This window comes from Flavobacterium sp. P21 (assembly GCF_050632225.1).
Lineage (GTDB): Bacteria > Bacteroidota > Bacteroidia > Flavobacteriales > Flavobacteriaceae > Flavobacterium.
Window position 1 is genome coordinate 5205736 of the sequence record NZ_CP192585.1, and the last position, 21978, is coordinate 5227713.

At 34.5% G+C, this 21978-nt stretch carries 25 protein-coding genes and 11 pseudogenes; 1 reads left to right on the forward strand and 35 read right to left on the reverse strand.

What is annotated here, in order from left to right; genetic code table 11:
* Positions 1–40: 40 nt before the first annotated feature.
* Both recR and ACQ9BO_RS26250 read right to left on the reverse strand, forming a co-directional pair.
* Positions 41–661 carry a recombination mediator RecR gene (gene recR / locus ACQ9BO_RS26245; protein ID WP_431243082.1) on the reverse strand — a complete coding sequence of 207 codons (621 nt, stop codon included), beginning with the start codon at positions 659–661 and terminating at the stop codon, positions 41–43.
* 151 nt (positions 662–812) lie between these two features.
* Positions 813–1178, reverse strand: a complete 366-nt coding sequence (locus ACQ9BO_RS26250) for a CoA-binding protein (protein ID WP_431243083.1) — start codon at positions 1176–1178, stop codon at positions 813–815.
* A 154-nt stretch (positions 1179–1332) separates the two neighbouring features.
* Here ACQ9BO_RS26250 and ACQ9BO_RS26255 point away from each other — a divergent pair, with 154 nt between their 5' ends.
* A complete protein-coding gene (locus ACQ9BO_RS26255; protein ID WP_431243084.1) occupies positions 1333–1962 on the forward strand; it encodes a MarC family NAAT transporter in 630 nt (209 codons plus the stop codon).
* Positions 1963–2041: 79 nt separating this feature from the next.
* Here the strand turns inward: ACQ9BO_RS26255 and ctlX are convergent.
* From ctlX to rplC, 33 genes and pseudogenes are all read right to left on the reverse strand, one after another.
* Positions 2042–2976 (reverse strand): annotated as a pseudogene (gene ctlX / locus ACQ9BO_RS26260) (citrulline utilization hydrolase CtlX).
* Between the two features lie 75 nt (positions 2977–3051).
* Complete coding sequence (locus tag ACQ9BO_RS26265) at positions 3052–3966, reverse strand: dimethylarginine dimethylaminohydrolase family protein (RefSeq protein WP_431243085.1); 915 nt, start codon at positions 3964–3966, stop codon at positions 3052–3054.
* A gap of 62 nt (positions 3967–4028) precedes the next feature.
* Positions 4029–5307: pseudogene (locus tag ACQ9BO_RS26270) on the reverse strand (citrate synthase).
* Positions 5308–5462: 155 nt separating this feature from the next.
* Positions 5463–6755, reverse strand: a complete 1293-nt coding sequence (gene eno, locus ACQ9BO_RS26275) for a phosphopyruvate hydratase (RefSeq protein ID WP_431243086.1) — start codon at positions 6753–6755, stop codon at positions 5463–5465.
* Positions 6756–6865: 110 nt separating this feature from the next.
* Positions 6866–7975, reverse strand: a complete 1110-nt coding sequence (gene carA, locus ACQ9BO_RS26280; RefSeq protein WP_431243087.1) for a glutamine-hydrolyzing carbamoyl-phosphate synthase small subunit — start codon at positions 7973–7975, stop codon at positions 6866–6868.
* A gap of 246 nt (positions 7976–8221) precedes the next feature.
* Positions 8222–8714: pseudogene (gene rplQ, locus ACQ9BO_RS26285) on the reverse strand (50S ribosomal protein L17).
* Between the two features lie 61 nt (positions 8715–8775).
* A complete protein-coding gene (locus tag ACQ9BO_RS26290) occupies positions 8776–9768 on the reverse strand; it encodes a DNA-directed RNA polymerase subunit alpha (protein WP_431243088.1) in 993 nt (330 codons plus the stop codon).
* Between the two features lie 21 nt (positions 9769–9789).
* A pseudogene (rpsD, locus tag ACQ9BO_RS26295) lies at positions 9790–10394 on the reverse strand (30S ribosomal protein S4).
* 91 nt (positions 10395–10485) lie between these two features.
* Positions 10486–10870: pseudogene (gene rpsK / locus ACQ9BO_RS26300) on the reverse strand (30S ribosomal protein S11).
* Positions 10871–10878: 8 nt separating this feature from the next.
* Entirely contained in the window at positions 10879–11253 is a 375-nt protein-coding gene (gene rpsM / locus ACQ9BO_RS26305; RefSeq protein WP_026727867.1) for a 30S ribosomal protein S13, read from the reverse strand.
* 2 nt (positions 11254–11255) lie between these two features.
* Complete coding sequence (gene ykgO / locus ACQ9BO_RS26310) at positions 11256–11372, reverse strand: type B 50S ribosomal protein L36 (protein WP_002987490.1); 117 nt, start codon at positions 11370–11372, stop codon at positions 11256–11258.
* A gap of 12 nt (positions 11373–11384) precedes the next feature.
* Entirely contained in the window at positions 11385–11600 is a 216-nt protein-coding gene (gene infA / locus ACQ9BO_RS26315) for a translation initiation factor IF-1 (protein WP_026714631.1), read from the reverse strand.
* Positions 11601–11608: 8 nt separating this feature from the next.
* Positions 11609–12954, reverse strand: a pseudogene (secY, locus tag ACQ9BO_RS26320) (preprotein translocase subunit SecY).
* A gap of 12 nt (positions 12955–12966) precedes the next feature.
* Positions 12967–13420: pseudogene (gene rplO, locus ACQ9BO_RS26325) on the reverse strand (50S ribosomal protein L15).
* Positions 13421–13431: 11 nt separating this feature from the next.
* Complete coding sequence (rpmD, locus tag ACQ9BO_RS26330) at positions 13432–13614, reverse strand: 50S ribosomal protein L30 (RefSeq protein WP_026727870.1); 183 nt, start codon at positions 13612–13614, stop codon at positions 13432–13434.
* Positions 13615–13626: 12 nt separating this feature from the next.
* Positions 13627–14151: a 30S ribosomal protein S5 gene (rpsE, locus tag ACQ9BO_RS26335; RefSeq protein ID WP_085949269.1), complete on the reverse strand. Its 525-nt coding sequence runs from the start codon at positions 14149–14151 to the stop codon at positions 13627–13629.
* Between the two features lie 3 nt (positions 14152–14154).
* Positions 14155–14448 (reverse strand): annotated as a pseudogene (rplR, locus tag ACQ9BO_RS26340) (50S ribosomal protein L18).
* Between the two features lie 72 nt (positions 14449–14520).
* A pseudogene (gene rplF / locus ACQ9BO_RS26345) lies at positions 14521–15062 on the reverse strand (50S ribosomal protein L6).
* Positions 15063–15080: 18 nt separating this feature from the next.
* Positions 15081–15480, reverse strand: a pseudogene (gene rpsH, locus ACQ9BO_RS26350) (30S ribosomal protein S8).
* A 105-nt stretch (positions 15481–15585) separates the two neighbouring features.
* Positions 15586–15855: a 30S ribosomal protein S14 gene (rpsN, locus tag ACQ9BO_RS26355; protein ID WP_008464305.1), complete on the reverse strand. Its 270-nt coding sequence runs from the start codon at positions 15853–15855 to the stop codon at positions 15586–15588.
* A 3-nt stretch (positions 15856–15858) separates the two neighbouring features.
* Entirely contained in the window at positions 15859–16410 is a 552-nt protein-coding gene (gene rplE, locus ACQ9BO_RS26360) for a 50S ribosomal protein L5 (protein WP_431243089.1), read from the reverse strand.
* 2 nt (positions 16411–16412) lie between these two features.
* Entirely contained in the window at positions 16413–16727 is a 315-nt protein-coding gene (gene rplX / locus ACQ9BO_RS26365) for a 50S ribosomal protein L24 (protein WP_026727873.1), read from the reverse strand.
* Between the two features lie 11 nt (positions 16728–16738).
* On the reverse strand, positions 16739–17107 hold the full coding sequence (gene rplN, locus ACQ9BO_RS26370; protein ID WP_007803649.1) for a 50S ribosomal protein L14: 369 nt from the start codon (positions 17105–17107) through the stop codon (positions 16739–16741).
* A 2-nt stretch (positions 17108–17109) separates the two neighbouring features.
* Positions 17110–17370, reverse strand: coding sequence for a 30S ribosomal protein S17 (rpsQ, locus tag ACQ9BO_RS26375; protein ID WP_008464298.1), 261 nt, complete (start codon positions 17368–17370; stop codon positions 17110–17112).
* A gap of 17 nt (positions 17371–17387) precedes the next feature.
* The gene (rpmC, locus tag ACQ9BO_RS26380; RefSeq protein WP_008464297.1) at positions 17388–17579 is read right to left on the reverse strand and encodes a 50S ribosomal protein L29; all 192 of its coding nucleotides are present in this window, start codon (positions 17577–17579) and stop codon (positions 17388–17390) included.
* A gap of 12 nt (positions 17580–17591) precedes the next feature.
* Entirely contained in the window at positions 17592–18017 is a 426-nt protein-coding gene (rplP, locus tag ACQ9BO_RS26385; RefSeq protein WP_008464295.1) for a 50S ribosomal protein L16, read from the reverse strand.
* A gap of 19 nt (positions 18018–18036) precedes the next feature.
* The gene (rpsC, locus tag ACQ9BO_RS26390) at positions 18037–18795 is read right to left on the reverse strand and encodes a 30S ribosomal protein S3 (RefSeq protein WP_278020388.1); all 759 of its coding nucleotides are present in this window, start codon (positions 18793–18795) and stop codon (positions 18037–18039) included.
* 5 nt (positions 18796–18800) lie between these two features.
* Positions 18801–19214: a 50S ribosomal protein L22 gene (gene rplV, locus ACQ9BO_RS26395; RefSeq protein ID WP_007803631.1), complete on the reverse strand. Its 414-nt coding sequence runs from the start codon at positions 19212–19214 to the stop codon at positions 18801–18803.
* 8 nt (positions 19215–19222) lie between these two features.
* Positions 19223–19501 carry a 30S ribosomal protein S19 gene (rpsS, locus tag ACQ9BO_RS26400; protein ID WP_012022488.1) on the reverse strand — a complete coding sequence of 93 codons (279 nt, stop codon included), beginning with the start codon at positions 19499–19501 and terminating at the stop codon, positions 19223–19225.
* A 6-nt stretch (positions 19502–19507) separates the two neighbouring features.
* Complete coding sequence (gene rplB, locus ACQ9BO_RS26405; protein ID WP_091496650.1) at positions 19508–20332, reverse strand: 50S ribosomal protein L2; 825 nt, start codon at positions 20330–20332, stop codon at positions 19508–19510.
* A gap of 9 nt (positions 20333–20341) precedes the next feature.
* Complete coding sequence (rplW, locus tag ACQ9BO_RS26410) at positions 20342–20632, reverse strand: 50S ribosomal protein L23 (RefSeq protein WP_431243090.1); 291 nt, start codon at positions 20630–20632, stop codon at positions 20342–20344.
* A 7-nt stretch (positions 20633–20639) separates the two neighbouring features.
* Positions 20640–21269, reverse strand: a complete 630-nt coding sequence (gene rplD, locus ACQ9BO_RS26415; RefSeq protein ID WP_132989111.1) for a 50S ribosomal protein L4 — start codon at positions 21267–21269, stop codon at positions 20640–20642.
* Positions 21269–21885: pseudogene (gene rplC / locus ACQ9BO_RS26420) on the reverse strand (50S ribosomal protein L3). Before rplC ends, rplD begins: the two are co-directional and overlap by 1 nt.
* Between the last annotated feature and the right edge of the window lie 93 nt (positions 21886–21978).

Sequence of the window (21978 nt, forward strand, 5' to 3'; positions counted from 1 at the left end):
TTTATTCTTCAGAAAATCTATATTTTATTTGGGGTTTTGTTTAATTATTTTTAAATGTTTTTTCAAATGGAACACGGTGCAAGATACTTCTTCCAAGCGTGACTTCATCTGCATATTCCAATTCATCACCGACCGATATTCCTCTCGCAATTGTAGAAATTACAATTTGGGATTCAGCAATTTGTTTATAGATATAAAAATTTGTCGTATCGCCTTCCATAGTTGAGCTTAGCGCAAAAATAATTTCTACGACTTTTCCAGATTTGACTTTTTCGACCAAACTTGAAATATTCAACTGACTTGGACCCACACCTTCAATTGGCGAAATTTTCCCTCCGAGTACATGATAAATTCCTTTATACTGCCCGGTATTTTCAATAGCCATAACATCGCGAATATCTTCGACAACGCAAATAGTTTGATGATTTCTTGAATTGTTAGCACAAATTTCACAGACTTTAGTATCTGAAATATTATGACAGTTCTCACAAAACTTAATATCCTCACGCATATTCAAAAGTGCTTGCGACAAAAAACCAGTTTGCTCTTTTGGTTGTTTTAGCAAATGAAGTACTAGTCGCAAAGCTGTACGCTTGCCAATACCAGGCAACTGCGACATTTCGTTAACCGCTTTCTCTATTAATTTTGATGAAAATTCCATGACGACAAAAGTAACATTTTTAACGGTATCAAAGACTTTGAAACAATTAAATTCAATCCCAAAACAAATGAAATTAATCTTGTTTCTATCTGCCCATAAAAAACAAAACTTTCCAATATGATCGGAAAGTTTTAAAAACGTGTTTTTTCAATTAATATTGGTTTGTTGCCAATAAAACTAACGTGCAAGCAACTTCAACTTCAATATTATTTAATTCTAATAATTGATATAATTCAGGATTTTCAGTTCCGGGATTAAAAATCACTCTTTTTGGCTGTGCCTCAATGATATAATTATAATAATCACGCTGACGCGCCGGATTTAAATACAAAGTAACAGTATCAATATTTTTTACAGGAATTGCTTTTGTGTGAATTTTTACGCCACCAACTTCTCCTGCATTTTGACCAATTGCCAAAACGGTGTGCCCTTTTTGAGTAAGCATATTTATAGCCCTAAATGCATAACGATCTGGTTTTGTTGTAGCACCAAGAAGCAAAGTTTTTTTGTTTTTCATCTTTTTAAAATATTTCACAAAAGTAATCAAAAAGGTTGAGCTTAGCTTGTCTTAATAATTCAGAATATTAACTCTAAAAAAAACAAAGAAGCTAATGCAAATTTGCCTGTCAATGTGAAAATTTGTCTACTTTTACTTGACCAATCAAAACTTTATGGATTTATTCATTTATTTATTTGCCGCACTTTTTTCAGTATTAAACCCAATTGGCACAGTACCAATTTTTGTTGGATTGACGCAACACGATTCACAAAAAGAACGATCCAGAATTTCACTTTGGACAGCTATTAATGTGGGCATAATTTTATTGGTCTCTTATTTTATAGGACAATATGTTTTAACTTTTTTCGGAATCAGCATTGATGCGCTTCGAATTGCCGGCGGAATTGTCATTGTAAATTCAGGTTTTTCTTTACTTTCTGGAAAATTCAATAAAAAACGAGGAATCAACAAAAAGATTGAAAATGAGGCGCAACAAAGAAATGACATTGCATTGACACCACTAGCAATACCAATGCTTGCTGGTCCTGGATCAATGTCATTGTTAATTGCTTTCTATCAGGAACACCATCAAATGGAGGAAATTATTTTTTCATGTCTTGCTATTTTAGCTATTTCAATTGTCATTTTTGCAATTCTAAAAAGCGCTCACTATTTGGCAAGAATACTTGGTGCATCGGGAATTGTAGCCATTTCCAGAATCGTTGGTTTTATTGTAATTTCTATCGGAATTCAATACATAGTGAGCTCCATCATCAATATTGTAAAAGGAAATTTAATGTAGATAATCTTTACAGAGAGATAAAAAAATGGGATAAAACTTTAAGCTTTATCCCATTTTTATTTTATTTAGAAACCTAATTTTAATTTCTTGGCAAAAAAACTTCGGCCATCATGCATCTTGCGCTTCCGCCTCCGCAAGCTTCGATCGTATCTAAACTTGAGCTCAAAATTTCGGCATGTTTTTCTAATTGTGTAATTTGCTTTGGAGTTAGGCTTTGATGCGCAGAAGCACTCATAACAATATATTTTTTATCGTTTGTTCCTCTAACTTCCAGCATATTTCCTGCAAAATTATTCACCTGATCTTCTGTAATCAAAATAATTTCTTTGTTATCATCTTTCAAATTATCCAAGACCATTTTACGTTCTTTTTTGTCATCAATACAATCTGCACAAATAACAGCGAAAGTTTCTCCCAAACACATCATCACATTCGTATGATAAATTAGTTTTCGCTCTCCATCAACTGTTTGAAAGGCCTCAAAAATTACTGGAGCATAATCAAAATCTTCACAAAATTCGATAAACAATTCTTCATCAGCACGAGGCGATAATGCACAATATGCTTTTGCATTGGCACGATCTAAAAGCAGGCTTCCTGTTCCTTCCAAAAATAGCCATCATCTTCTGCAGATGTATAATCCATTATATTAGAAATCTCAAAACCTTTCTCTTCTAGTATATCTAAGATATCTTCACGACGTTCTAGACGTCTGTTCTCAGCAAACATTGGATAAAGAGCCACATCACCATTTTCATGAAATGAAACCCAGTTATTTGGAAAAATACTATCTGGCGTATCTGTTTCCAATGTATCTTCTATAACTGTAACATCAACTCCTACAGCACGAAGCTTTTCAACAAAAGCATCAAATTCTTGTTGTGCTTTAGCATTAACGGTGCTTGGCAAAAGTCCGTCTAATACTTTTTGATAATAATTATTTACAGCCGTCTGTTCATTCATTCTGAATGCAACTGGACGAATCATCACGATAGCATTAGTTGTTTGTTTCATGATTTTATATTTTTTGTTTCAGGTTTCACGTCTCACGTTTTATAAAACTTGAAACGTAAAACTAAAAAACTATTTTTAGTCTCTAATTAACGGAAGTGTTGAACATCTCAACAATCCTTCTTGTTTCGCAATTTCAGCATACGGAATTTCTTCGACAGTAAAGCCTTTTTCGCGAAGCCAGTTATTCAATCTTGTAAAATTCTTTTCAGAAACTACTACATTTTCATCAATTGAAAACACATTTGAAAACATGTTATACATTTCATTTCTTTCAATATGAAATAAATTTTCCTTTCCAAAAAGCTTCACCAAATAAAGATAATCTGCTTCTTCACGGAAACCTCTTTTATAAATAATGCCTTTATCTTTTCCAACAGGCTGAAAACAGCAATCTAAATGCAATGCATTATCACGAGCTTCCAACTTAGATTTCACTAAATCAAATTCCTTAACAATTTTATTCGGAAACAATTCTTTGATATAATTTACACCATGCATATTGGTTCTTGCTGTAATGTAGTCTTTATAATCACTTCCTTTATAAGTTCCAATAAAGATATGATCGTTCCAAAGCATTACATCCCCTCCCTCAATATGAACTTCTTCTGGCGGACGCACCACTTTTAACGGGTCAATTTGATCTATTACATATTGAATTGCATCTAACTCACGTTCTCTATCTGGAAGAATATTAGATTTCACAAAAACATCATCAATTACAAACCCAATATCTCTAGCAAATATTTGATTGTAATTTTCGATCATTTTCGGACGATAAACAGTTACATCGTATTTCTGAAAAACAGCATTAAAAGCATCCATTTCAGCAACCATATCTTTTTCAACAGGATAAGTTCCTGCTTTAATATGTTCCAATGACTTAGGATCATAAGCTTCCTCTAGTGTTGGAGTCGGCCCATTATGAACAGCAGAACCCAAAACTACGGCGCGAAGCCGCGATGTTTCGTTCTTTACATTTAATTGCAACATAACTCTATTATATTTTGAGCAAATATAAAAAAAGCTTCACAGTTAAGTGAAGCTTTCGTTTTTTATTTATTAGACTTGAACTCTCTTAAAGGATGTCCAGTATAAATTTGTCTTGGTCTTCCAATTGGCTCTTTGTTTTCACGCATTTCTTTCCATTGTGCGATCCAACCTGGCAATCTTCCGATAGCAAACATTACTGTAAACATATCTGTTGGAATTCCTAAAGCTCTGTAAATAATTCCAGAGTAGAAATCAACGTTCGGGTATAAATTTCTTGATTTGAAGTATTCATCTTCAAGAGCCGCTTTTTCTAGTTTTCTTGCGATATCTAAAATCGGATCTTCAACACCTAAAGTCTCTAAAACTTCAGTAGTCGCTTTTTTGATGATTTTTGCTCTTGGATCGAAGTTTTTGTAAACCCTGTGTCCGAATCCCATTAAACGGAATGGATCATTTTTATCTTTTGCTTTTGCTAAGAATTTATCAGTATCTCCACCATCTTTATTGATTTCTTCCAACATTTCAAGCACAGCCTGATTTGCTCCTCCGTGAAGAGGTCCCCAAAGCGCTGAAACTCCAGAAGAAATAGAGGCAAATAAACCAGCGTGAGATGAACCAACCATTCTTACCGTAGATGTAGAACAGTTTTGCTCGTGATCTGCGTGAAGAATAAATAATTTATCTAACGCAAGCAACAACAACAGGATTTGCACTATATGGGCCTGTAGGCAATTGGAACATCAATTGCATAAAGTTCTCAACATATCCTTTTGTATTATCATAATAATTCAATGGATAGCCCATTGATTTTCTATAAGTCCAAGTTGCAATAACTAAAAATTTAGCCATTGTTTTGCAAATTGCCTCATACATTTCTTTTTCATTATCAACATTAACTGCTTTTGGGTTGAAGGCAGTCAAAGCGCTTGTCAATGCAGATAATACTCCCATTGGGTGTGCTGTTTTTGGAAAACCGTCAATGATATTTTTCATTTCTTCGTTTACCAAAGAATGTTTTTTAATACCATTTTCAAATTGCTCCAATTCAGCCGCTGTTGGCAATTCTCCAAAAATCAAAAGATAAGACACTTCTAAAAAGCTAGCTTTTTCAGCTAAATCTTCGATTGAATATCCTCTGTAACGTAGAATTCCTAATTCACCGTCCAAGAAAGTAATTTCACTTGTACAAGATCCAGAGTTTTTGTAACCCGGATCAATTGTAATAATACCTGTTAAATCTCGTAATTTGTTAATATCGATAGCTGATTCATTTTCGCTCCCTGTGATAACCGGAAGTTCAATTTTCTTACCATCTACCTCTAATGTAGCTATTTTTGACATAATATAATCGGAAATAATTCTATAAAATAATAATTTATCAAATCTAAGGAATTTAAGACTAACTAAAAAAAGAATCCTGCTATGAATTTGTTAAAACTCCAAAAAAAACCATCCGCCGTGGCGGATGGTTTAAAATCAATATATAACTAGTATGATTATTTAATTTTGAAAGCGTTTAAACCTGGGAAATAAGCAGTACTTCCTAATTCTTCTTCGATTCTCAATAATTGATTGTATTTAGCCATACGATCAGAACGAGAAGCCGAACCAGTTTTGATTTGCCCACAATTTAAAGCAACTGCTAAATCAGCAATTGTATTATCTTCTGTTTCTCCAGAACGGTGAGACATCACTGAAGTATACCCAGCATTTTTAGCCATGTTTACTGCGGCAATAGTTTCTGTTAAAGTTCCAATTTGGTTTACTTTTACTAAGATTGAGTTAGCAATTCCTTTTTCGATACCAGTTGACAAACGAGCAACGTTAGTTACGAATAAATCATCCCCTACTAATTGTACTTTATCTCCGATTTTTTCAGTTAAAGCTTTCCATCCGTCCCAGTCATCTTCGTACATACCGTCTTCGATAGAGATAATTGGATATTTAGCGACAAGTTCAGCCAAATACTGAGCTTGTTCTTCAGAAGTTCTGATTTTTCCAGTTTCACCTTCAAATTTAGTGTAATCGTATTTACCGTTTACATAAAATTCAGAAGCAAGACAATCAAGAGCGATCATAATTTCGTCACCAAAAGAATATCCAGCTTTTTCAACTGCTAATTTGATAGTATCTAAAGCATCTTCAGTTCCACCAGCCAAATTTGGAGCAAAACCTCCTTCATCACCTACAGCAGTACTTAAACCTCTATCGTGTAATACTTTTTTCAAGTTATGGAAAATTTCTGTTCCCATTTGCATTGCATGTGTAAAAGAAGTTGCTTTTACTGGGAAAATCATAAACTCTTGGAATGCGATAGGCGCATCAGAGTGAGAACCTCCATTGATGATGTTCATCATTGGAACAGGCAATGTATTAGCAGAAACTCCACCTACATATCTGTATAATGGCAAACCAAGTTCGTTAGCGGCGACTTTTGCGGCGACCAAAGAAACACCTAAAATAGCATTAGCTCCTAATTTAGACTTGTTTGGAGTACCATCTAAATCAATCATTAATTGGTCAATTGTATTTTGTTCGAAAACAGAAGTCCCAACTAATTCTTCAGCAATAATAGTATTTACATTATTCACTGCATTCAAAACACCTTTACCTAGATAAGCTTTACCTCCATCACGTAATTCAACAGCTTCGTGCTCTCCAGTTGATGCTCCAGATGGAACAGCGGCTCTACCTAAAACTCCATTTTCAGTTACTACGTCAACTTCAATAGTAGGATTACCTCTAGAATCAAGAATTTGTCTTGCGTGAACTTTAATTATAATACTCATTATTTTTGTTTTTTATTAATAAATTATATTTTTTTTCGAAATTATAAAAATATTTAATACTAAAAACGCATTCTAGCCATTAAACACCTTTATTTATTAACTACATCGTTTTAGACTTTGCTACTTTTTATGTTCTCTACAAATTGGTCAAACAAATATGACGAATCGTGTGGCCCTGGACTAGCTTCCGGATGATATTGTACTGAAAAACAATTTTTATTTTTCATTCTCATCCCCGCAACTGTACCATCATTTAAGTGAACATGAGTAATCTCTAACTCAGGGTGATTCTCTAACTGTTCTCTCTTAACTGCAAAACCATGATTTTGAGAAGTTATCTCGCCTTTTCCTGTGATAATATTTTTAACAGGATGGTTAATTCCTCTGTGTCCGTTAAACATTTTGTAAGTTTCAACACCATTTGCCAAACCAATTACTTGATGTCCTAAACAGATTCCAAATAAAGGTTTATTATCCGCTAAAATTTCTTTTGCAACCTGAATTGCTCCGAATAAAGGATCTGGATCTCCAGGCCCGTTTGACAAGAAATATCCATCTGGATTAAACTCAGACATGTCTTTATAAGTTGAATCAAAAGGATAAACTTTAATATAGCAATTTCTTTTTGCAAGATTTCTCAAAATATTCTTTTTGATACCTAGATCTAAAGCAGAGATTTTATAAGTAGCATTTTCGTCACCAACAAAGTATGGCTCTTTAGTCGATACCTTAGAAGCCAACTCCAAACCTTCCATATTTGGAACGTTTGCCAATTCTTTCTTCAAATCCTCGATTGGAGTTCCATCTGTACAGATAACTGCATTCATTGCACCATTATCACGAATGTAACTTACAAGTGCACGTGTATCAACATCAGAAATACAGATTAAATTTTGTTTAGCAAAATAATCCTCTAAACTTCCAGATGCATTTTCTCTAGAATAATTAAAACTAAAGTTTTTACAAACTAAACCGGCAATTTTAATACTATCAGATTCAACTTCAGAATCATTAACGCCATAGTTTCCGATATGTGTATTTGTAGCAACCATTATTTGTCCGAAGTAAGAAGGATCAGTAAAGATTTCCTGATACCCTGTCATTCCAGTATTAAAACAAACCTCACCGAAAGTTTTACCGCTAATTCCGATAGATTTCCCGTGAAAGATTGTTCCGTCACTAAGTAATAAAATGGCGCTTTGTCGTGTTGTGTATTTCATTATTTAATTTGTATTGTTTTTTTAATCAAGTTGTAAAACCGAAATAAAGGTTTTAAGTATAATTAGATATTTTGCAAATTTACTTCTTTAAAATAGCCCTTCCAAGATTTTTTAAAACTTTCATTCGTAAAAATAAAACCTATCATTTTAAATAAGTTACATTTTTGCAGTTTGAAAAAAATCAAAAAAAAGGATAAACTAAAAATTAGTTTATCCTTGATTTTTATAGAATGATTACTTTCATAATTATTCAGAAGCTTCAGTAGTCGTTTCTGTTTCAGCAACAGGAGCTTCTGGAGCAGACAGTTTCAGCTTTTTTAGCTTTACCACCACGACGGCTTTTCGCTTTTTTAACTTCTTTTTTACCTCCGTTGTAAAGTTCATTGAAGTCAACAAGTTCGATCATCGCCATATCAGCGTTATCTCCCAAACGATTTCCAACTTTAATGATACGAGTGTATCCACCTGGACGGTCTCCAACTTTAGCGGCTACGTCTCTGAACAAGTCAGTTACAGCATATTTGCTACGTAAGTAAGCAAAAACAATACGACGATTGTGAGTCGTATCTTCTTTTGATTTTGTGATTAAAGGCTCAACAAATTGTTTAAGCGCTTTAGCTTTAGCAACAGTAGTGTTAATACGTTTGTGCTCGATAAGAGAACAAGCCATATTAGCTAACATAGCTTTTCTATGTCCAGTCTGTCTGCTTAAGTGGTTGAATTTTTTTCCGTGTCTCATGACGTGTTTTTTTATCTTCATCTTGCTACGATCCACCATGGAGAGCAAAATATGAAGTAAATTATTCTTTATCTAATTTGTATTTAGCTAGATCCATTCCGAAAGTTAAATTCTTCACTGCAACAAGTTCATCAAGTTCAGTTAAAGATTTTTTACCGAAATTACGGAATTTCATTAGGTCATTTTTATTGAACGATACTAAATCACCAAGTGTATCAACTTCAGCCGCTTTCAAGCAATTTAATGCTCTTACAGATAAATCCATATCAACAAGCTTAGTTTTAAGCAATTGTCTCATATGCAATGACTCTTCATCATACGATTCTGTTTGTGCAATTTCGTCAGCCTCAAGTGTAATTCTTTCGTCAGAAAACAACATGAAATGGTGAATTAAAACTTTAGCGACTTCAGTAAGAGCATCTTTTGGATTGATTGAACCATCAGTTTTAATTTCAAAAACTAATTTTTCGTAATCTGTTTTTTGCTCTACACGGAAATTTTCGATTGCATATTTTACATTTTTTACCGGAGTAAAAATAGAATCTGTAAAAATCGTTCCAATTGCGGCATTCTGTTTTTTGTTCTCTTCAGCAGGCACGTATCCTCTACCTTTTTCAATTGTTAAATCGAAATTCAATTTGATTTTAGAATCTAAATTACAGATAACAAGGTCTGGATTCAAAACTTGAAAACCTGAAATAAATTTTTGAAAATCACCTGCTGTTAATTGATCTTTACCAGAAACAGAAATAGTAACTGATTCATTATCGATATCTTCAATCTGACGTTTGAAACGTACCTGTTTTAGATTAAGGATAATTTCGGTAACATCCTCAACAACACCTGAAATAGTAGAAAACTCATGATCTACACCTTCGATACGAACAGATGTAATTGCATAACCTTCTAACGCTGAAAGCAAAACTCTTCTAAGTGCATTACCAACTGTCAATCCATAACCAGGTTCTAAAGGTCTAAATTCGAATTTACCTTCAAAATCGGTTGAATCGATCATGATAACTTTATCGGGCTTTTGAAAATTAAATATTGCCATAAATTTCGACTAAGTCAATTATTATTTGTTGTACAACTCTACGATTAATTGTTCTTTAATGTTTTCTGGAATTTGAAGTCTCGCAGGTACAGAAACAAAAGTTCCTTCTTTAAGATCATTATTCCAAGTAATCCATTCATAAACATGACTTGAATTTGATAAAGAACGTTCGATAGCTTCTAAAGATTTAGATTTTTCACGAACTGCAACTTTATCACCAGGCTTAAGGTGGTAAGAAGGAATATTAACAACCTCTCCATTTACAGTAATGTGTCTGTGAGAAACGATTTGACGCGCACCTCTTCTAGATGGAGCAATTCCCATTCTAAAAACAACATTATCTAATCTTGCTTCGCATAATTGTAATAATACTTCACCAGTAACACCTTTAGTTGCTGATGCTTTTTCGAATAAATTTCTGAATTGTTTTTCTAAAATTCCGTAAGAATATTTAGCTTTTTGCTTTTCCATTAACTGAACAGCGTACTCAGATTTTTTTCCTCTTTTTTTAGCCATCCCGTGTTGTCCAGGTGGGTAATTTCTTTTTCGAAAGATCTATCATCTCCGAAGATTGCCTCGCCAAATTTACGAGCGATTTTGGTTTTAGGACCAGTATATCTTGCCATTTTAAAAAAATTTTAAGGTAGAAATTATGAATTCAGGTCTAATCCTTCGATAATCTATGTTCTACCTTGTTTATACTATAAAAATAAAAAATTAAACTCTACGTCTTTTTGGAGGACGACATCCGTTGTGTGGCATTGGAGTAACATCAATAATTTCAGTAACTTCAATTCCACCATTATGAATAGAACGGATAGCAGACTCACGTCCGTTACCTGGTCCTTTTACATAAACTTTCACTTTTTTAAGTCCTGCCTCAAGTGCTACTTTAGCGCAATCTTCTGCTCGCCATTTGAGTCGCATAAGGAGTGTTCTTTTTAGAACCTCTGAAACCCATTTTACCAGCTGAAGACCAAGAGATAACTTCACCTTTCTTATTAGTCAAAGAAATAATAATGTTATTAAAAGTGGCAGAAATATGAGCCTCACCCGTTGATTCAACGATAACTTTACGTTTTTTTGCAGTTGCTTTAGCCATATTACTTATTATTTAGTTGCTTTTTTCTTGTTAGCAACAGTTTTTCTTTTACCTTTTCTTGTTCTTGAGTTGTTTTTAGTTCTTTGCCCTCTTAAAGGAAGACCAGATCTATGACGAATACCTCTGTAACATCCAATATCCATTAAACGCTTAATGTTTAAAGAAATTTCAGAACGTAATTCTCCTTCAATTTTGTAAAATGAAACAGCATCACGAATTGCTCCGATCTCATCATCATTCCAATCTTGAACTTTTTTATCTTGGCTTACTTGAGCTTTTTCTAAAATCTCAATAGCTCTACTTTTTCCTAATCCGAAGATGTAGGTAAGTGCAATAACACCTCTTTTGTTTTTTGGGATATCTACCCCTGCTATTCTTGCCATAATTATCCTTGTCTTTGTTTAAATCTAGGATTCTTTTTGTTTATAACGTATAGTCTCCCTTTTCTACGCACGATAATGCACTCGGCACTTCTCTTTTTTACTGATGCTCTAACTTTCATAGTAATTATCTTTTAATATCGATAAGTAATTCTTGCTTTTGACAAATCGTAAGGGCTCATTTCCAATTTCACTTTATCACCAGGTAATAATTTGATGTAATGCATTCGCATTTTACCAGAAATATGAGCAATTACAACGTGTCCATTTTCTAACTCTACACGGAACATCGCATTTGATAACGCTTCGATGATTGATCCGTCTTGTTCTATTGCTGATTGTTTTGCCATAAATAATATTAAGCTACCGCTTTTCTATTTTTACCAGTCTTCATTAAACCATCATAATGCTTGTTTAACAAGTATGAATTGATTTGTTGAATAGTATCTATTGCAACTCCAACCATAATTATTAATGAGGTACCTCCAAAAACATTGCCCAAGATTGTTGTACATCCATAATACTTACAACAATAGCTGGGAACACAGCAATCAAAGCAAGGAATAAAGATCCTGGGAAAGTTATTAAAGACATCACTTTATCAAGGAAGTCTGAAGTTTCTGCTCCTGGACGAACACCAGGAATAAAACCACCACTTCTTTTCAAATCATCAGCCATTTTGTTAGTAGGAACAGTAATTGCAGTATAGAAAAATGTAAATACAATAATTAAAGTTGCAAATACAAAATTATACCAAAAACCGAACATATTACTAAATGCTCCAACAATAGATTGTGATGTATCTGATTTTGATAATCCAGCTACAGCCGCAGGTATAAACATAATTGCCTGAGCAAAAATGATTGGCATAACTCCAGAAGCGTTAAGCTTAAGAGGAATCCATTGTCTATTACCACCTGCCAAATCCTGCTCGTAGTCACCAGTTGTTGTACGACGTGCGTATTGAACTGGAATTCTACGTACTGCCATTGTAAGCAATACACAAGAAATAATTACTAATAACCATACAATAATCTCAATGGCCATTAACATTAAGCCTCCAGTGTTGTTTGTAACTACAGACTTAAATTCTTGCATAAAAGCTTGCGGTAAACGAGCTAAAATACCAACCATAATCAATAATGAAATTCCATTTCCAATACCTTTATCAGTAATTTTTTCACCAAGCCACATAGCAAAAATTGTACCAGTAACTAAAATGATTACAGAAGAGAATAAAAACTCAGGTGAGTTAAAGCCTAGTAGAAAAGCACTACCAGGCAATGTTCTGTATAAATTGTAGATATAAGTTGGACCTTGAACCAATGTAATAGCAATAGTTAACCAACGTGTAATTTGATTAATCTTTTTTCTACCACTTTCTCCATCATTTTGAAGTTTTTGCAAATAAGGAATCGCAATTCCCATTAACTGTACAACAATAGACGCAGAAATATAAGGCATAATTCCTAAAGCAAAAACTGAAGCTTTAGAGAAAGCACCTCCGGTGAACATGTCTAGGATAGATCCTAAACCATTTTTAGTTTGTCCTGCTAACCCCATCAATTGAGTTGCGTCAATTCCAGGAAGCGTAACGTGTGCTCCAAAACGATATACTAAAAGTAATCCTAAAGTAATTAGAATTCTATTCTTTAGTTCTTCGATTTTCCAAACATTGCTAATTGATTCAATAAATTTCTTCATACAATAGAAAAATTATATTGTTACAGCCTCTCCACCAGCAGCCTTCGATAGCGGCTTTTGCAGTAGCAGTAAATTTGTGAGCAGTTACTTTTAATTTTGCTTTCAATTCTCCTCTTCCTAAAATCTTAACGATTTCATTCTTAGAAGCTAGACGGTTAGCTACGAAATCTGTCATAGAAACAGAATCAGTAATCACACCTTTATCTACTAATAATTGAAGCGTATCTAAATTAACACCTTCGTATTCTTTACGATTGATGTTTGTGAAACCAAACTTAGGTACACGTCTTTGAAGTGGCATTTGCCCTCCTTCAAAACCAATCTTTTTAGAGTAACCAGAACGAGATTTTGCTCCTTTGTGACCTCTTGCGGCAGTGCCACCTTTTCCAGAACCTTCTCCTCTACCTAATCTTTTATTTTGATTGTGCGTTGATCCTTCAGCAGGTTGTAAGTTACTTAAATTCATAACAGTATTTGTTATTTAGCTTCTTCTACAGAAACTAAGTGTTTAACTTTGTTTATCATACCAAGGATAGCAGGATTTGAATCATGCTCTACAACTTGTCCAATTTTACGTAGACCTAAAGCCTCCAAACCTCTCTTTTGAGAAAGAGGGCAGTTGATTTTGCTTCTTACTTGTTTTACTAATAATTTAGCCATAATTTCCTTGAATTAACCTTTAAAAACTTTTTCTAAAGAAACACCTCTTTGTTTTGCAACAGTGTGAGCGCTTCTCATTTGTAATAAAGCATCAAAAGTTGCTTTCACTACGTTATGAGGATTTGATGATCCTTGAGATTTAGATAATACGTCGTGAATACCTACTGATTCAAGAACTGAACGAACAGCTCCACCAGCAATAACTCCTGTACCATGAGAAGCAGGAATTAAGAATACACGTGCACCACCAAATTTACCTTTTTGTTCGTGAGGAACAGATTGACCATTCAAAGGAATTCTCACCAAGTTTTTCTTAGCATCTTCTACTGCTTTCGCAATTGCTTCAGAAACATCTTTAGATTTTCCTAATCCGTGACCAACTACTCCATTTTCATCACCTACAACTACAATAGCAGAAAAACCGAAAGCTCTACCTCCTTTTGTAACTTTAGTAACACGATTAACACTAACTAGACGATCTTTAAGTTCAAGACCACTAGGTTTTACCAATTCTACATTTTTGTATTTAGACATAATATATTAGAATTTAAGTCCAGCGGCTCTTGCGCCTTCTGCTAATGATTTAATACGACCGTGATATAAATATCCACCTCTATCAAAAGTGATAGTATCTATCCCAGCTTTTAACGCTTTCTCTGCAACTAGTTTTCCAACAGTCTGCAGCTGATTTCAACGTTAGTACCTTTTCCTATTTCTTTTTCTCTTGAAGATGCTGACTAATATAGTAACTCCATTTACATCATCAATGATTTGAGCGTAAATTTCTTTGTTACTTCTAAAAACAGAAAGTCTAGGTCTTGCAGACAGTACCACTAACCGATTTTCTAATTCTGAATTTAATTCTCTGTCTTCTTTCAGATTTTGTTAATGACATAATCTTATATTTTAAGCTGATTTACCTGCTTTTCTTCTTAATACTTCACCCACAAATTTAACACCTTTACCTTTATATGGCTCTGGCTTACGGAAACCTCTGATTTTCGCGACAACTTGACCTAAAAGTTGTTTATCAAATGATGTTAATTTTACGATAGGGTTCTTACCTTTTTCAGATATTGTTTCTAAAGATACTTCTGGAGCAATTTCCAAAACAATATTGTGAGAATATCCAAGAGCTAAATCTAATTTTTGACCTTGGTTTGAAGCTCTATAACCAACTCCAACTAATTCTAGTTCTTTTGTGAAACCTTCAGATACACCAACAACCATATTACTGATCAAAGATCTAAATAATCCGTGTTTTGCTCTATGGTCTTTATGATCAGACGATCTTTCTACTAAAACTTGATCGCCTTCAACAGTTACATTTACGTCCGAAAACTCTTGTACTAGTTGACCTTTTTTCCTTTTACTGTAATGATACCGTCTTTAACTTCTACAGTTACACCAGCAGGGATTACAATTGGGCTTTTACCTATTCTTGACATCTTATCTAGTGTTTTAAATTAGTATACGTAACAAATTACTTCACCACCTACATTTAATTGCTTCGCTTGTTTTCCAGTCATCAAACCTTTTGATGTAGAAACAATAGCAATTCCTAATCCGTTAAGGATTCTTGGTAATTTTGCGAGCACCTGCGTACTTACGTAAACCAGGTTTACTAATTCTTTGGATATCTTTGATTACAGGCTCTTTAGTATCTTTATCATACTTTAAAGCAATTTTGATAGAACCTTGAACTGTGTTCTGCTCAAATTTGTAACTTAAGATGTAACCTTGATCAAATAAGATCTTAGTTATCTCTTTTTTAAGATTAGATGCTGGAATTTCAACAACTTTGTGGTTTGCGGCCACAGCGTTACGAACTCTAGTCAAATAATCTGCAATAGGATCTGTATACATATGTATTTGATTGCGATTATGGTTTTCGGGAGATACTCATCTCCCGAACCTTTAATCAATTAAAAATTATTTTTTGGTTTGCAAAAGTAATAACTTATTGCCAGATTACCAAGATGCTTTTTTCACACCAGGAATTAATCCATTGTTAGCCATTTCACGGAAAGTTACACGTGAAATACCGAATTGACGGATGTAACCTCTAGGTCTACCTGTTAATTTACAACGATTGTGTAAACGAACTGGTGAAGCATTTTTAGGCAATCTTTGTAAACCTTCGTAGTCTCCAGCTTCTAATAAAGCTTTTCTCTTCTCAGCATACTTAGCTACCGTTTTCTCTCTTTTCACCTCGCGGGCTTTCATTGATTCTTTAGCCATGTCTTAATTCTTTTTAAAAGGTAATCCTAATTCAGCCAATAATGACTTTGCTTCCTTGTCTGTTTTTGCAGTAGTAACAAAAGTAATATCCATTCCTGAAATTTTGTTTACTTTGTCAATATCAATTTCTGGGAAAATGATTTGCTCTAAAACTCCAAGATTGTAGTTACCTCTTCCGTCGAATCCAGTAGCTTTAATACCACCAAAATCTCTAACACGTGGCAAAGCTGAAGTGATAAGTCTATCTAAAAACTCATACATTCTTTCTCCACGTAAAGTAACTTTTGCTCCAATAGGCATTCCTTTTCTCAATTTGAAAGACGCAACGTCTTTTTTAGAGATTGTAGAAACTGCTTTTTGTCCAGTGATCTTTGTTAACTCATCAACTGCATAGTCAATAAGTTTTTTATCAGATACAGTCGCACCAACTCCACGGCTCAAAACGATTTTTTCAAGTTTAGGAACTTGCATCACGTTTGTATATCCGAACTCTTCTTTAAGAGCGACAATTACTCTACTCTTATATTCTTCTTTTAGTCTAGGTGTATATGCCATTACTATAGTACTTGATTAGATTTTTTTGAAAATCTTACTTTCTTATCTCCTTCTACTCTAATACCTACTCTAGTTGTTTCCTTAGTTTTAGGATCAATTAAAGCAATGTTAGAAATTTGAATAGAAGCTTCTTTCTTAACGATACCACCTTGAGGGTTTTTAGCACTTGGTTTAGTATGTTTAGAAACCATGTTTACACCTTCAACGATCGCTTTGTTTTTTTCACGGTAAACACGTAAAACTTTACCTTCAGCACCTTTATGGTCTCCAGCAATAACTCTTACGATATCTCCTGATTTTATTTTTAGCTTTATCATCTTAAAACGAATTAAAGCACTTCTGGTGCTAATGATACAATTTTCATGAATTGTTTTTCACGAAGTTCTCTTGCTACCGGACCAAAAACACGAGTCCCTCTCATTTCACCTGCGGCATTCAAAAGAACACATGCATTGTCATCGAAACGGATATAAGAACCATCAGCTCTTCTCACTTCTTTTTTAGTACGTACAACAACTGCAGTTGAAACAGCTCCTTTTTTCACGTTTCCGTTTGGAGTTGCATCTTTGATAGAAACTACAATTTTGTCACCAACAGAGGCATATCTTCTTTTAGTACCTCCTAAAACACGAATAGTTAAAACTTCTTTAGCTCCCGTGTTATCTGCTACTTTTAGTCTTGATTCTTGTTGTACCATAATTATTTAGCTCTTTCTAAGATTTCAACTAATCTCCAACATTTTGTTTTACTTAAAGGACGCGTTTCGCTAATTCTTACAGTATCTCCAATGTTACAGTCGTTTTTTTCGTCGTGTGCAACGTATTTTTTTGTTTTCAACACGAACTTACCGTATAATGGGTGTTTTACTTTTCTTACTTCAGAAATAACGATAGATTTATCCATCTTATTTGAAGTAACAACACCTATTCTTTCTTTTCTTAAATTTCTTTTTTCTTCCATCTTTCAGCAGAATACAATTATTGTAACTCTCTTTTAGTTAACTCAGTAGCTAATCTAGCAACTGTTCTTCTTACACTTCTAATTTGAAGTGGGTTTGCAATTGGAGAAATAGCGTGAGCCATTTTCAGGTCAGCATATACTTTCTTAGTTTGACTAAGCTTTTCTTGCAACTCCGCCGCAGAAAGATCTTTTATTTCTGATTGTTTCATAATAAATATAAATTATGCTTCGAAATCTCTAGCAACGACGAACTTAGTTTTTACTGGAAGTTTTTGAGCCGCAAGACGTAAAGCCTCTTTTGCAACTGACAATGGAACCCCTCCAACTTCAAACATAATTCTTCCTGGTTTAACAACAGCGGCCCAATATTCAACTGCTCCTTTACCTTTACCCATACGTACTTCAAGAGGCTTCTTAGTGATAGGTTTGTCCGGGAAAATTTTGATCCACAATTGTCCCTCTCTTTTCATGTAACGAGTTGCGGCGATACGCGCGGCTTCGATTTGACGAGAAGTTAAGAACATTCCATCTTCATGCACAGATTTAATTCCAAACATTCCATTTGAAAGTTCATGCCCTCTTTGAGAGTTACCTTTCATTCTACCTTTTTGTACCTTACGGTATTTTGTTCTTTTAGGCTGTAACATTTTTCTTTAGTTTAAAAATTTACTTTCTTTTACGAGCATCTGGTTTACCGCCTTTGTTAAAGTTAGATTTGCCTCTAGGAGCATCTCCACCTTTACCACCACCTGTACCAGATTGTTTTTTGTCCATTCCAGCAAGTGGAGAAAGCTCTCTCTTACCGTAAACTTCACCTTTCATGATCCATACTTTGATACCCATTCTACCGTAAGTAGTGTGAGCTTCAGCCAAAGCATAATCAATGTCAGCTCTGAAAGTTGATAGAGGAATTCTACCTTCTTTGAAACCTTCTGAACGCGCCATCTCTGCACCATTCAAACGACCAGAAATCAAAACTTTGATACCTTCAGCGTTCATACGCATAGAAGCGACAATAGCCATTTTGATTGCACGTCTGTAAGAAATACGGCTTTCGATTTGACGAGCGATGCTTGTAGCCACAAGATAAGCATCTAGCTCAGGTCTTTTAATTTCAAAGATGTTAATTTGAACCTCTTTGTCAGTAACTTTCTTAAGTTCTTCTTTCAACTTGTCTACCTCTTGTCCACCTTTTCCGATAATGATACCAGGTCTAGCAGTAGTGATAGTAACGGTTACAAGTTTCAAAGTTCTCTCGATGATTACTTTAGATACACTAGCTTTTGATAAACGAGCATGGATATACTTTCTGATTTTGTGATCTTCAGCTAATTTATCGCCGTAATCATTTCCACCATACCAGTTTGAGTCCCATCCTCTGATGATACCAAGTCTATTTCCAATTGGATTTGTCTTTTGTCCCATGTCGCTTAAGAATTGCTTTGTGTGTTATTGATAGCCCCAAGCACGATTGTTACGTGATTAGAACGTTTTCTTATTCTGTGTGCACGACCTTGTGGAGCTGGACGAAGTCTTTTTAACATCATTCCACCATCTACTCTGATCTCTTTAACAAATAATCCAGCTTCTTCTAAATTACCTTCACTATTTTTTTGCTCCCAGTTGTTGATTGCAGATAATAATAGTTTTTCTAATTTTCTTGAAGCTTCTTTAGAACTGAATCTTAAAATGTTAAGTGCTCTTTCTACCTTCTGACCTCTTACCAAGTCCGCTACTAAGCGCATTTTTCTAGGTGAAGTAGGGCAGTTATTCAATTTTGCGAAAGCGATAGACTTATTAGCCTCTTTTCTCGCATCTGCTGTTTCTCTTTTACGAACTCCCATTGCTTCTTTTATTTTTTACCTTTATTTTTTGCTCCAGCATGACCTCTAAAAGATCTAGTTGGTGAAAACTCTCCTAATTTGTGACCTACCATGTTTTCTGTTACGTAAACTGGTACAAATTGACGACCGTTATGAACTGCGATAGTTTGTCCAACGAAATCTGGTGTAATCATAGAAGCTCTAGACCAAGTCTTAACTACACTATTTTTACCACTTTCTACGTTTTCTTGAACTTTCTTGTCTAATTTATAATGAACGAAAGGTCCTTTTTTTAATGAACGTGCCATATCTTATTATTTCTTTCTACGTTCTACGATATACTTGTTACTCGGGTTTTTCTTAGAACGAGTTCTGTAACCTTTAGCTGGCAATCCTTTTCTTGAACGTGGATGCCCTCCAGAAGAACGTCCTTCACCACCTCCCATAGGGTGATCAACTGGGTTCATCGCTACTGGTCTAGTTCTAGGTCTTCTTCCTAACCATCTTGTTCTACCCGCTTTTCCAGATACAACTAATTGGTGGTCAGAATTAGAAACAGCTCCAATTGTAGCCGAACAAGTTAACAAGATCAATCTTGTCTCACCAGATGGCATTTTAATTGTTGCATATTTCCCATCTCTTGCCATTAACTGAGCAAAAGTTCCAGCTGAACGAGCAATTACTGCTCCTTGTCCTGGACGTAACTCAATACAAGATATAACAGTTCCAAGAGGAATTCTGCTTAAAGGTAATGTATTACCGATTTCTGGTTGAGACTCTGGCCCAGAAACTAATTTCTGTCCAACTTTCAATCCGTTTTGAGCGATAATATAAGTTTTCTCTCCATCAGCATAAGCTAATAAAGCGATAAATGCAGTACGATTTGGATCGTATTCGATTGATTTCACTGTAGCTGGAATTCCATCTTTAGTTCTTTTGAAATCAATAATACGATATCTCTGCTTGTGACCACCACCCGTATAACGCATGGTCATCTTTCCTTGACTATTTCTACCTCCAGAGTTTTTTATCGGCGCTATCAAAGAGCGTTCCGGCTTATCAGTTGTAATGGCGTCATAACCATTCACAACTCTAAATCGCTGACCTGGGGTAATAGGTTTTAATTTTCTTACTGACATTTTTCTATCTTAGATATTGTTGTAAAAATCAATTGTTTCTCCTTCTTGTACTTGAACAATTGCTTTTTTGTATGCATTTGTCTTTCCACTGATTAAACCACTTTTAGTGTATTTAGTAGATCTATCTGGTCTCACATTCATTGTGTTAACTGAAACGATAGTTACTCCATAAGCGACTTCAATAGCTTTCTTAATCTCAACTTTGTTTGCTTTTTTGTCAACAACGAATCCGAAGCGGTTTAGAACTTCACTTTCTTTGGTTACTTTTTCTGTTACTATAGGTCTGATAATGATGCTCATATTCCTATTATTTACTTAAATTTTCTTCAATTAACTCTAAAGAACCTTCCAAAAGCACTAAATTATTAGCGTTTAATATTGCGTAAGTGCTTAATTCTGAGCTAGTTACGACATTTGAAGCCTTTAAATTACGTGACGACAAATATACATTTTTATTTGACTCGCCCAATACAAATAAAGATTTTTTATTCTCTAACCCTAAAGCTTTCAAAACGTTAATGAAATTTTTAGTGTTTGGCACTTCAAAATTAAAGTCTTCAAGAACTACAATATTTGACTCTTTTGCTTTAATTGAGAAAGCTGATTTTCTAGCCAATCTCTTCAAGTTTTTATTCAATTTGAATGAATAACTTCTTGGTCTTGGTCCGAAAACTGTTCCTCCACCTTTAAACAAAGGATTCTTAACACTTCCTGCACGAGCAGTACCAGTTCCTTTTTGCTTTTTAATCTTGCGTGTACTTCCAGTTACTTCAGCTCTTTCTTTAGCTTTGTGAGTACCTTGTCTTTGATTAGCAAGATATTGCTTAACATCAAGATATACAGCGTGATTGTTTGGTTCAATTGCGAATACTGAATCAGAAAGTTGAACTTTTCTACCAGTATCTTTTCCGTTGAAATCTAATACTTTTACTTCCATTACTTCTGAATGATTACGTAAGAGTTTTTGTGTCCTGGAATACATCCTTTAACAACAAGTAGGTTCTTTTCAGCAACTACTTTTAAAACTCTAAGGTTTTGAACTTTTACATTTTCTCCTCCCATTCTTCCAGCCATACGCATTCCTTTGAATACTCTAGATGGATAAGAAGAAGCTCCTACAGAACCTGGCGCTCTTAAACGGTTGTGCTGACCATGAGTAGCTTGTCCAACACCACCAAAACCGTGACGTTTAACAACACCCTGGAAACCTTTACCTTTAGACACACCTTGTACGTCTACAAATTCTCCTTCTACAAAAATTGTAACATCAATAAGATCTCCTAATTTTTGTTCAGTTGCAAAATCTTGGAATTCAACGACTTTTTCTTAGCAACAGTTCCAGCTTTTTTAAAGTGCCCTAAAGCGACTTTAGTAGAATGTTTCTCGTTTTTGTCATCGAAACCAAGTTGCAACGCTTCATACCCGTCAACCTCGTTGGTTCTGACTTGGGTAACAACGCATGGTCCAGCTTCGATTACTGTACAAGGAATGTTTTTCCCGTTTTCGTCGAAGATACTAGTCATGCCGATTTTCTTACCAATTAACCCAGACATAAATATTAATTATTAATTACTAAAATTCCCTTCAATTTGAAAATAACAGAAATTTCCAAACAGGGAGTGCAAAAGTAGTTATTAAAATTGAAT

Coding starts and splice junctions, on each gene's coding strand:
- recR (WP_431243082.1), bottom strand. CDS start 661: ATGGAATTTTCATCAAAATTAATAGAGAAAGCGGTTAACGAAATGTCG.
- ACQ9BO_RS26250 (WP_431243083.1), bottom strand. CDS start 1,178: ATGAAAAACAAAAAAACTTTGCTTCTTGGTGCTACAACAAAACCAGAT.
- ACQ9BO_RS26255 (WP_431243084.1), top strand. CDS start 1,333: ATGGATTTATTCATTTATTTATTTGCCGCACTTTTTTCAGTATTAAAC.
- ACQ9BO_RS26265 (WP_431243085.1), bottom strand. CDS start 3,966: ATGTTGCAATTAAATGTAAAGAACGAAACATCGCGGCTTCGCGCCGTA.
- eno (WP_431243086.1), bottom strand. CDS start 6,755: ATGAGTATTATAATTAAAGTTCACGCAAGACAAATTCTTGATTCTAGA.
- carA (WP_431243087.1), bottom strand. CDS start 7,975: ATGAAATACACAACACGACAAAGCGCCATTTTATTACTTAGTGACGGA.
- ACQ9BO_RS26290 (WP_431243088.1), bottom strand. CDS start 9,768: ATGGCAATATTTAATTTTCAAAAGCCCGATAAAGTTATCATGATCGAT.
- rpsM (WP_026727867.1), bottom strand. CDS start 11,253: ATGGCAAGAATAGCAGGGGTAGATATCCCAAAAAACAAAAGAGGTGTT.
- ykgO (WP_002987490.1), bottom strand. CDS start 11,372: ATGAAAGTTAGAGCATCAGTAAAAAAGAGAAGTGCCGAGTGCATTATC.
- infA (WP_026714631.1), bottom strand. CDS start 11,600: ATGGCAAAACAATCAGCAATAGAACAAGACGGATCAATCATCGAAGCG.
- rpmD (WP_026727870.1), bottom strand. CDS start 13,614: ATGGCTAAATTATTAGTAAAACAAGTAAGAAGCAAAATCAACTGCCCT.
- rpsN (WP_008464305.1), bottom strand. CDS start 15,855: ATGGCTAAAGAATCAATGAAAGCCCGCGAGGTGAAAAGAGAGAAAACG.
- rplE (WP_431243089.1), bottom strand. CDS start 16,410: ATGGCATATACACCTAGACTAAAAGAAGAATATAAGAGTAGAGTAATT.
- rplX (WP_026727873.1), bottom strand. CDS start 16,727: ATGATAAAGCTAAAAATAAAATCAGGAGATATCGTAAGAGTTATTGCT.
- rplN (WP_007803649.1), bottom strand. CDS start 17,107: ATGGTACAACAAGAATCAAGACTAAAAGTAGCAGATAACACGGGAGCT.
- rpsQ (WP_008464298.1), bottom strand. CDS start 17,370: ATGGAAGAAAAAAGAAATTTAAGAAAAGAAAGAATAGGTGTTGTTACT.
- rpmC (WP_008464297.1), bottom strand. CDS start 17,579: ATGAAACAATCAGAAATAAAAGATCTTTCTGCGGCGGAGTTGCAAGAA.
- rplP (WP_008464295.1), bottom strand. CDS start 18,017: ATGTTACAGCCTAAAAGAACAAAATACCGTAAGGTACAAAAAGGTAGA.
- rpsC (WP_278020388.1), bottom strand. CDS start 18,795: ATGGGACAAAAGACAAATCCAATTGGAAATAGACTTGGTATCATCAGA.
- rplV (WP_007803631.1), bottom strand. CDS start 19,214: ATGGGAGTTCGTAAAAGAGAAACAGCAGATGCGAGAAAAGAGGCTAAT.
- rpsS (WP_012022488.1), bottom strand. CDS start 19,501: ATGGCACGTTCATTAAAAAAAGGACCTTTCGTTCATTATAAATTAGAC.
- rplB (WP_091496650.1), bottom strand. CDS start 20,332: ATGTCAGTAAGAAAATTAAAACCTATTACCCCAGGTCAGCGATTTAGA.
- rplW (WP_431243090.1), bottom strand. CDS start 20,632: ATGAGCATCATTATCAGACCTATAGTAACAGAAAAAGTAACCAAAGAA.
- rplD (WP_132989111.1), bottom strand. CDS start 21,269: ATGGAAGTAAAAGTATTAGATTTCAACGGAAAAGATACTGGTAGAAAA.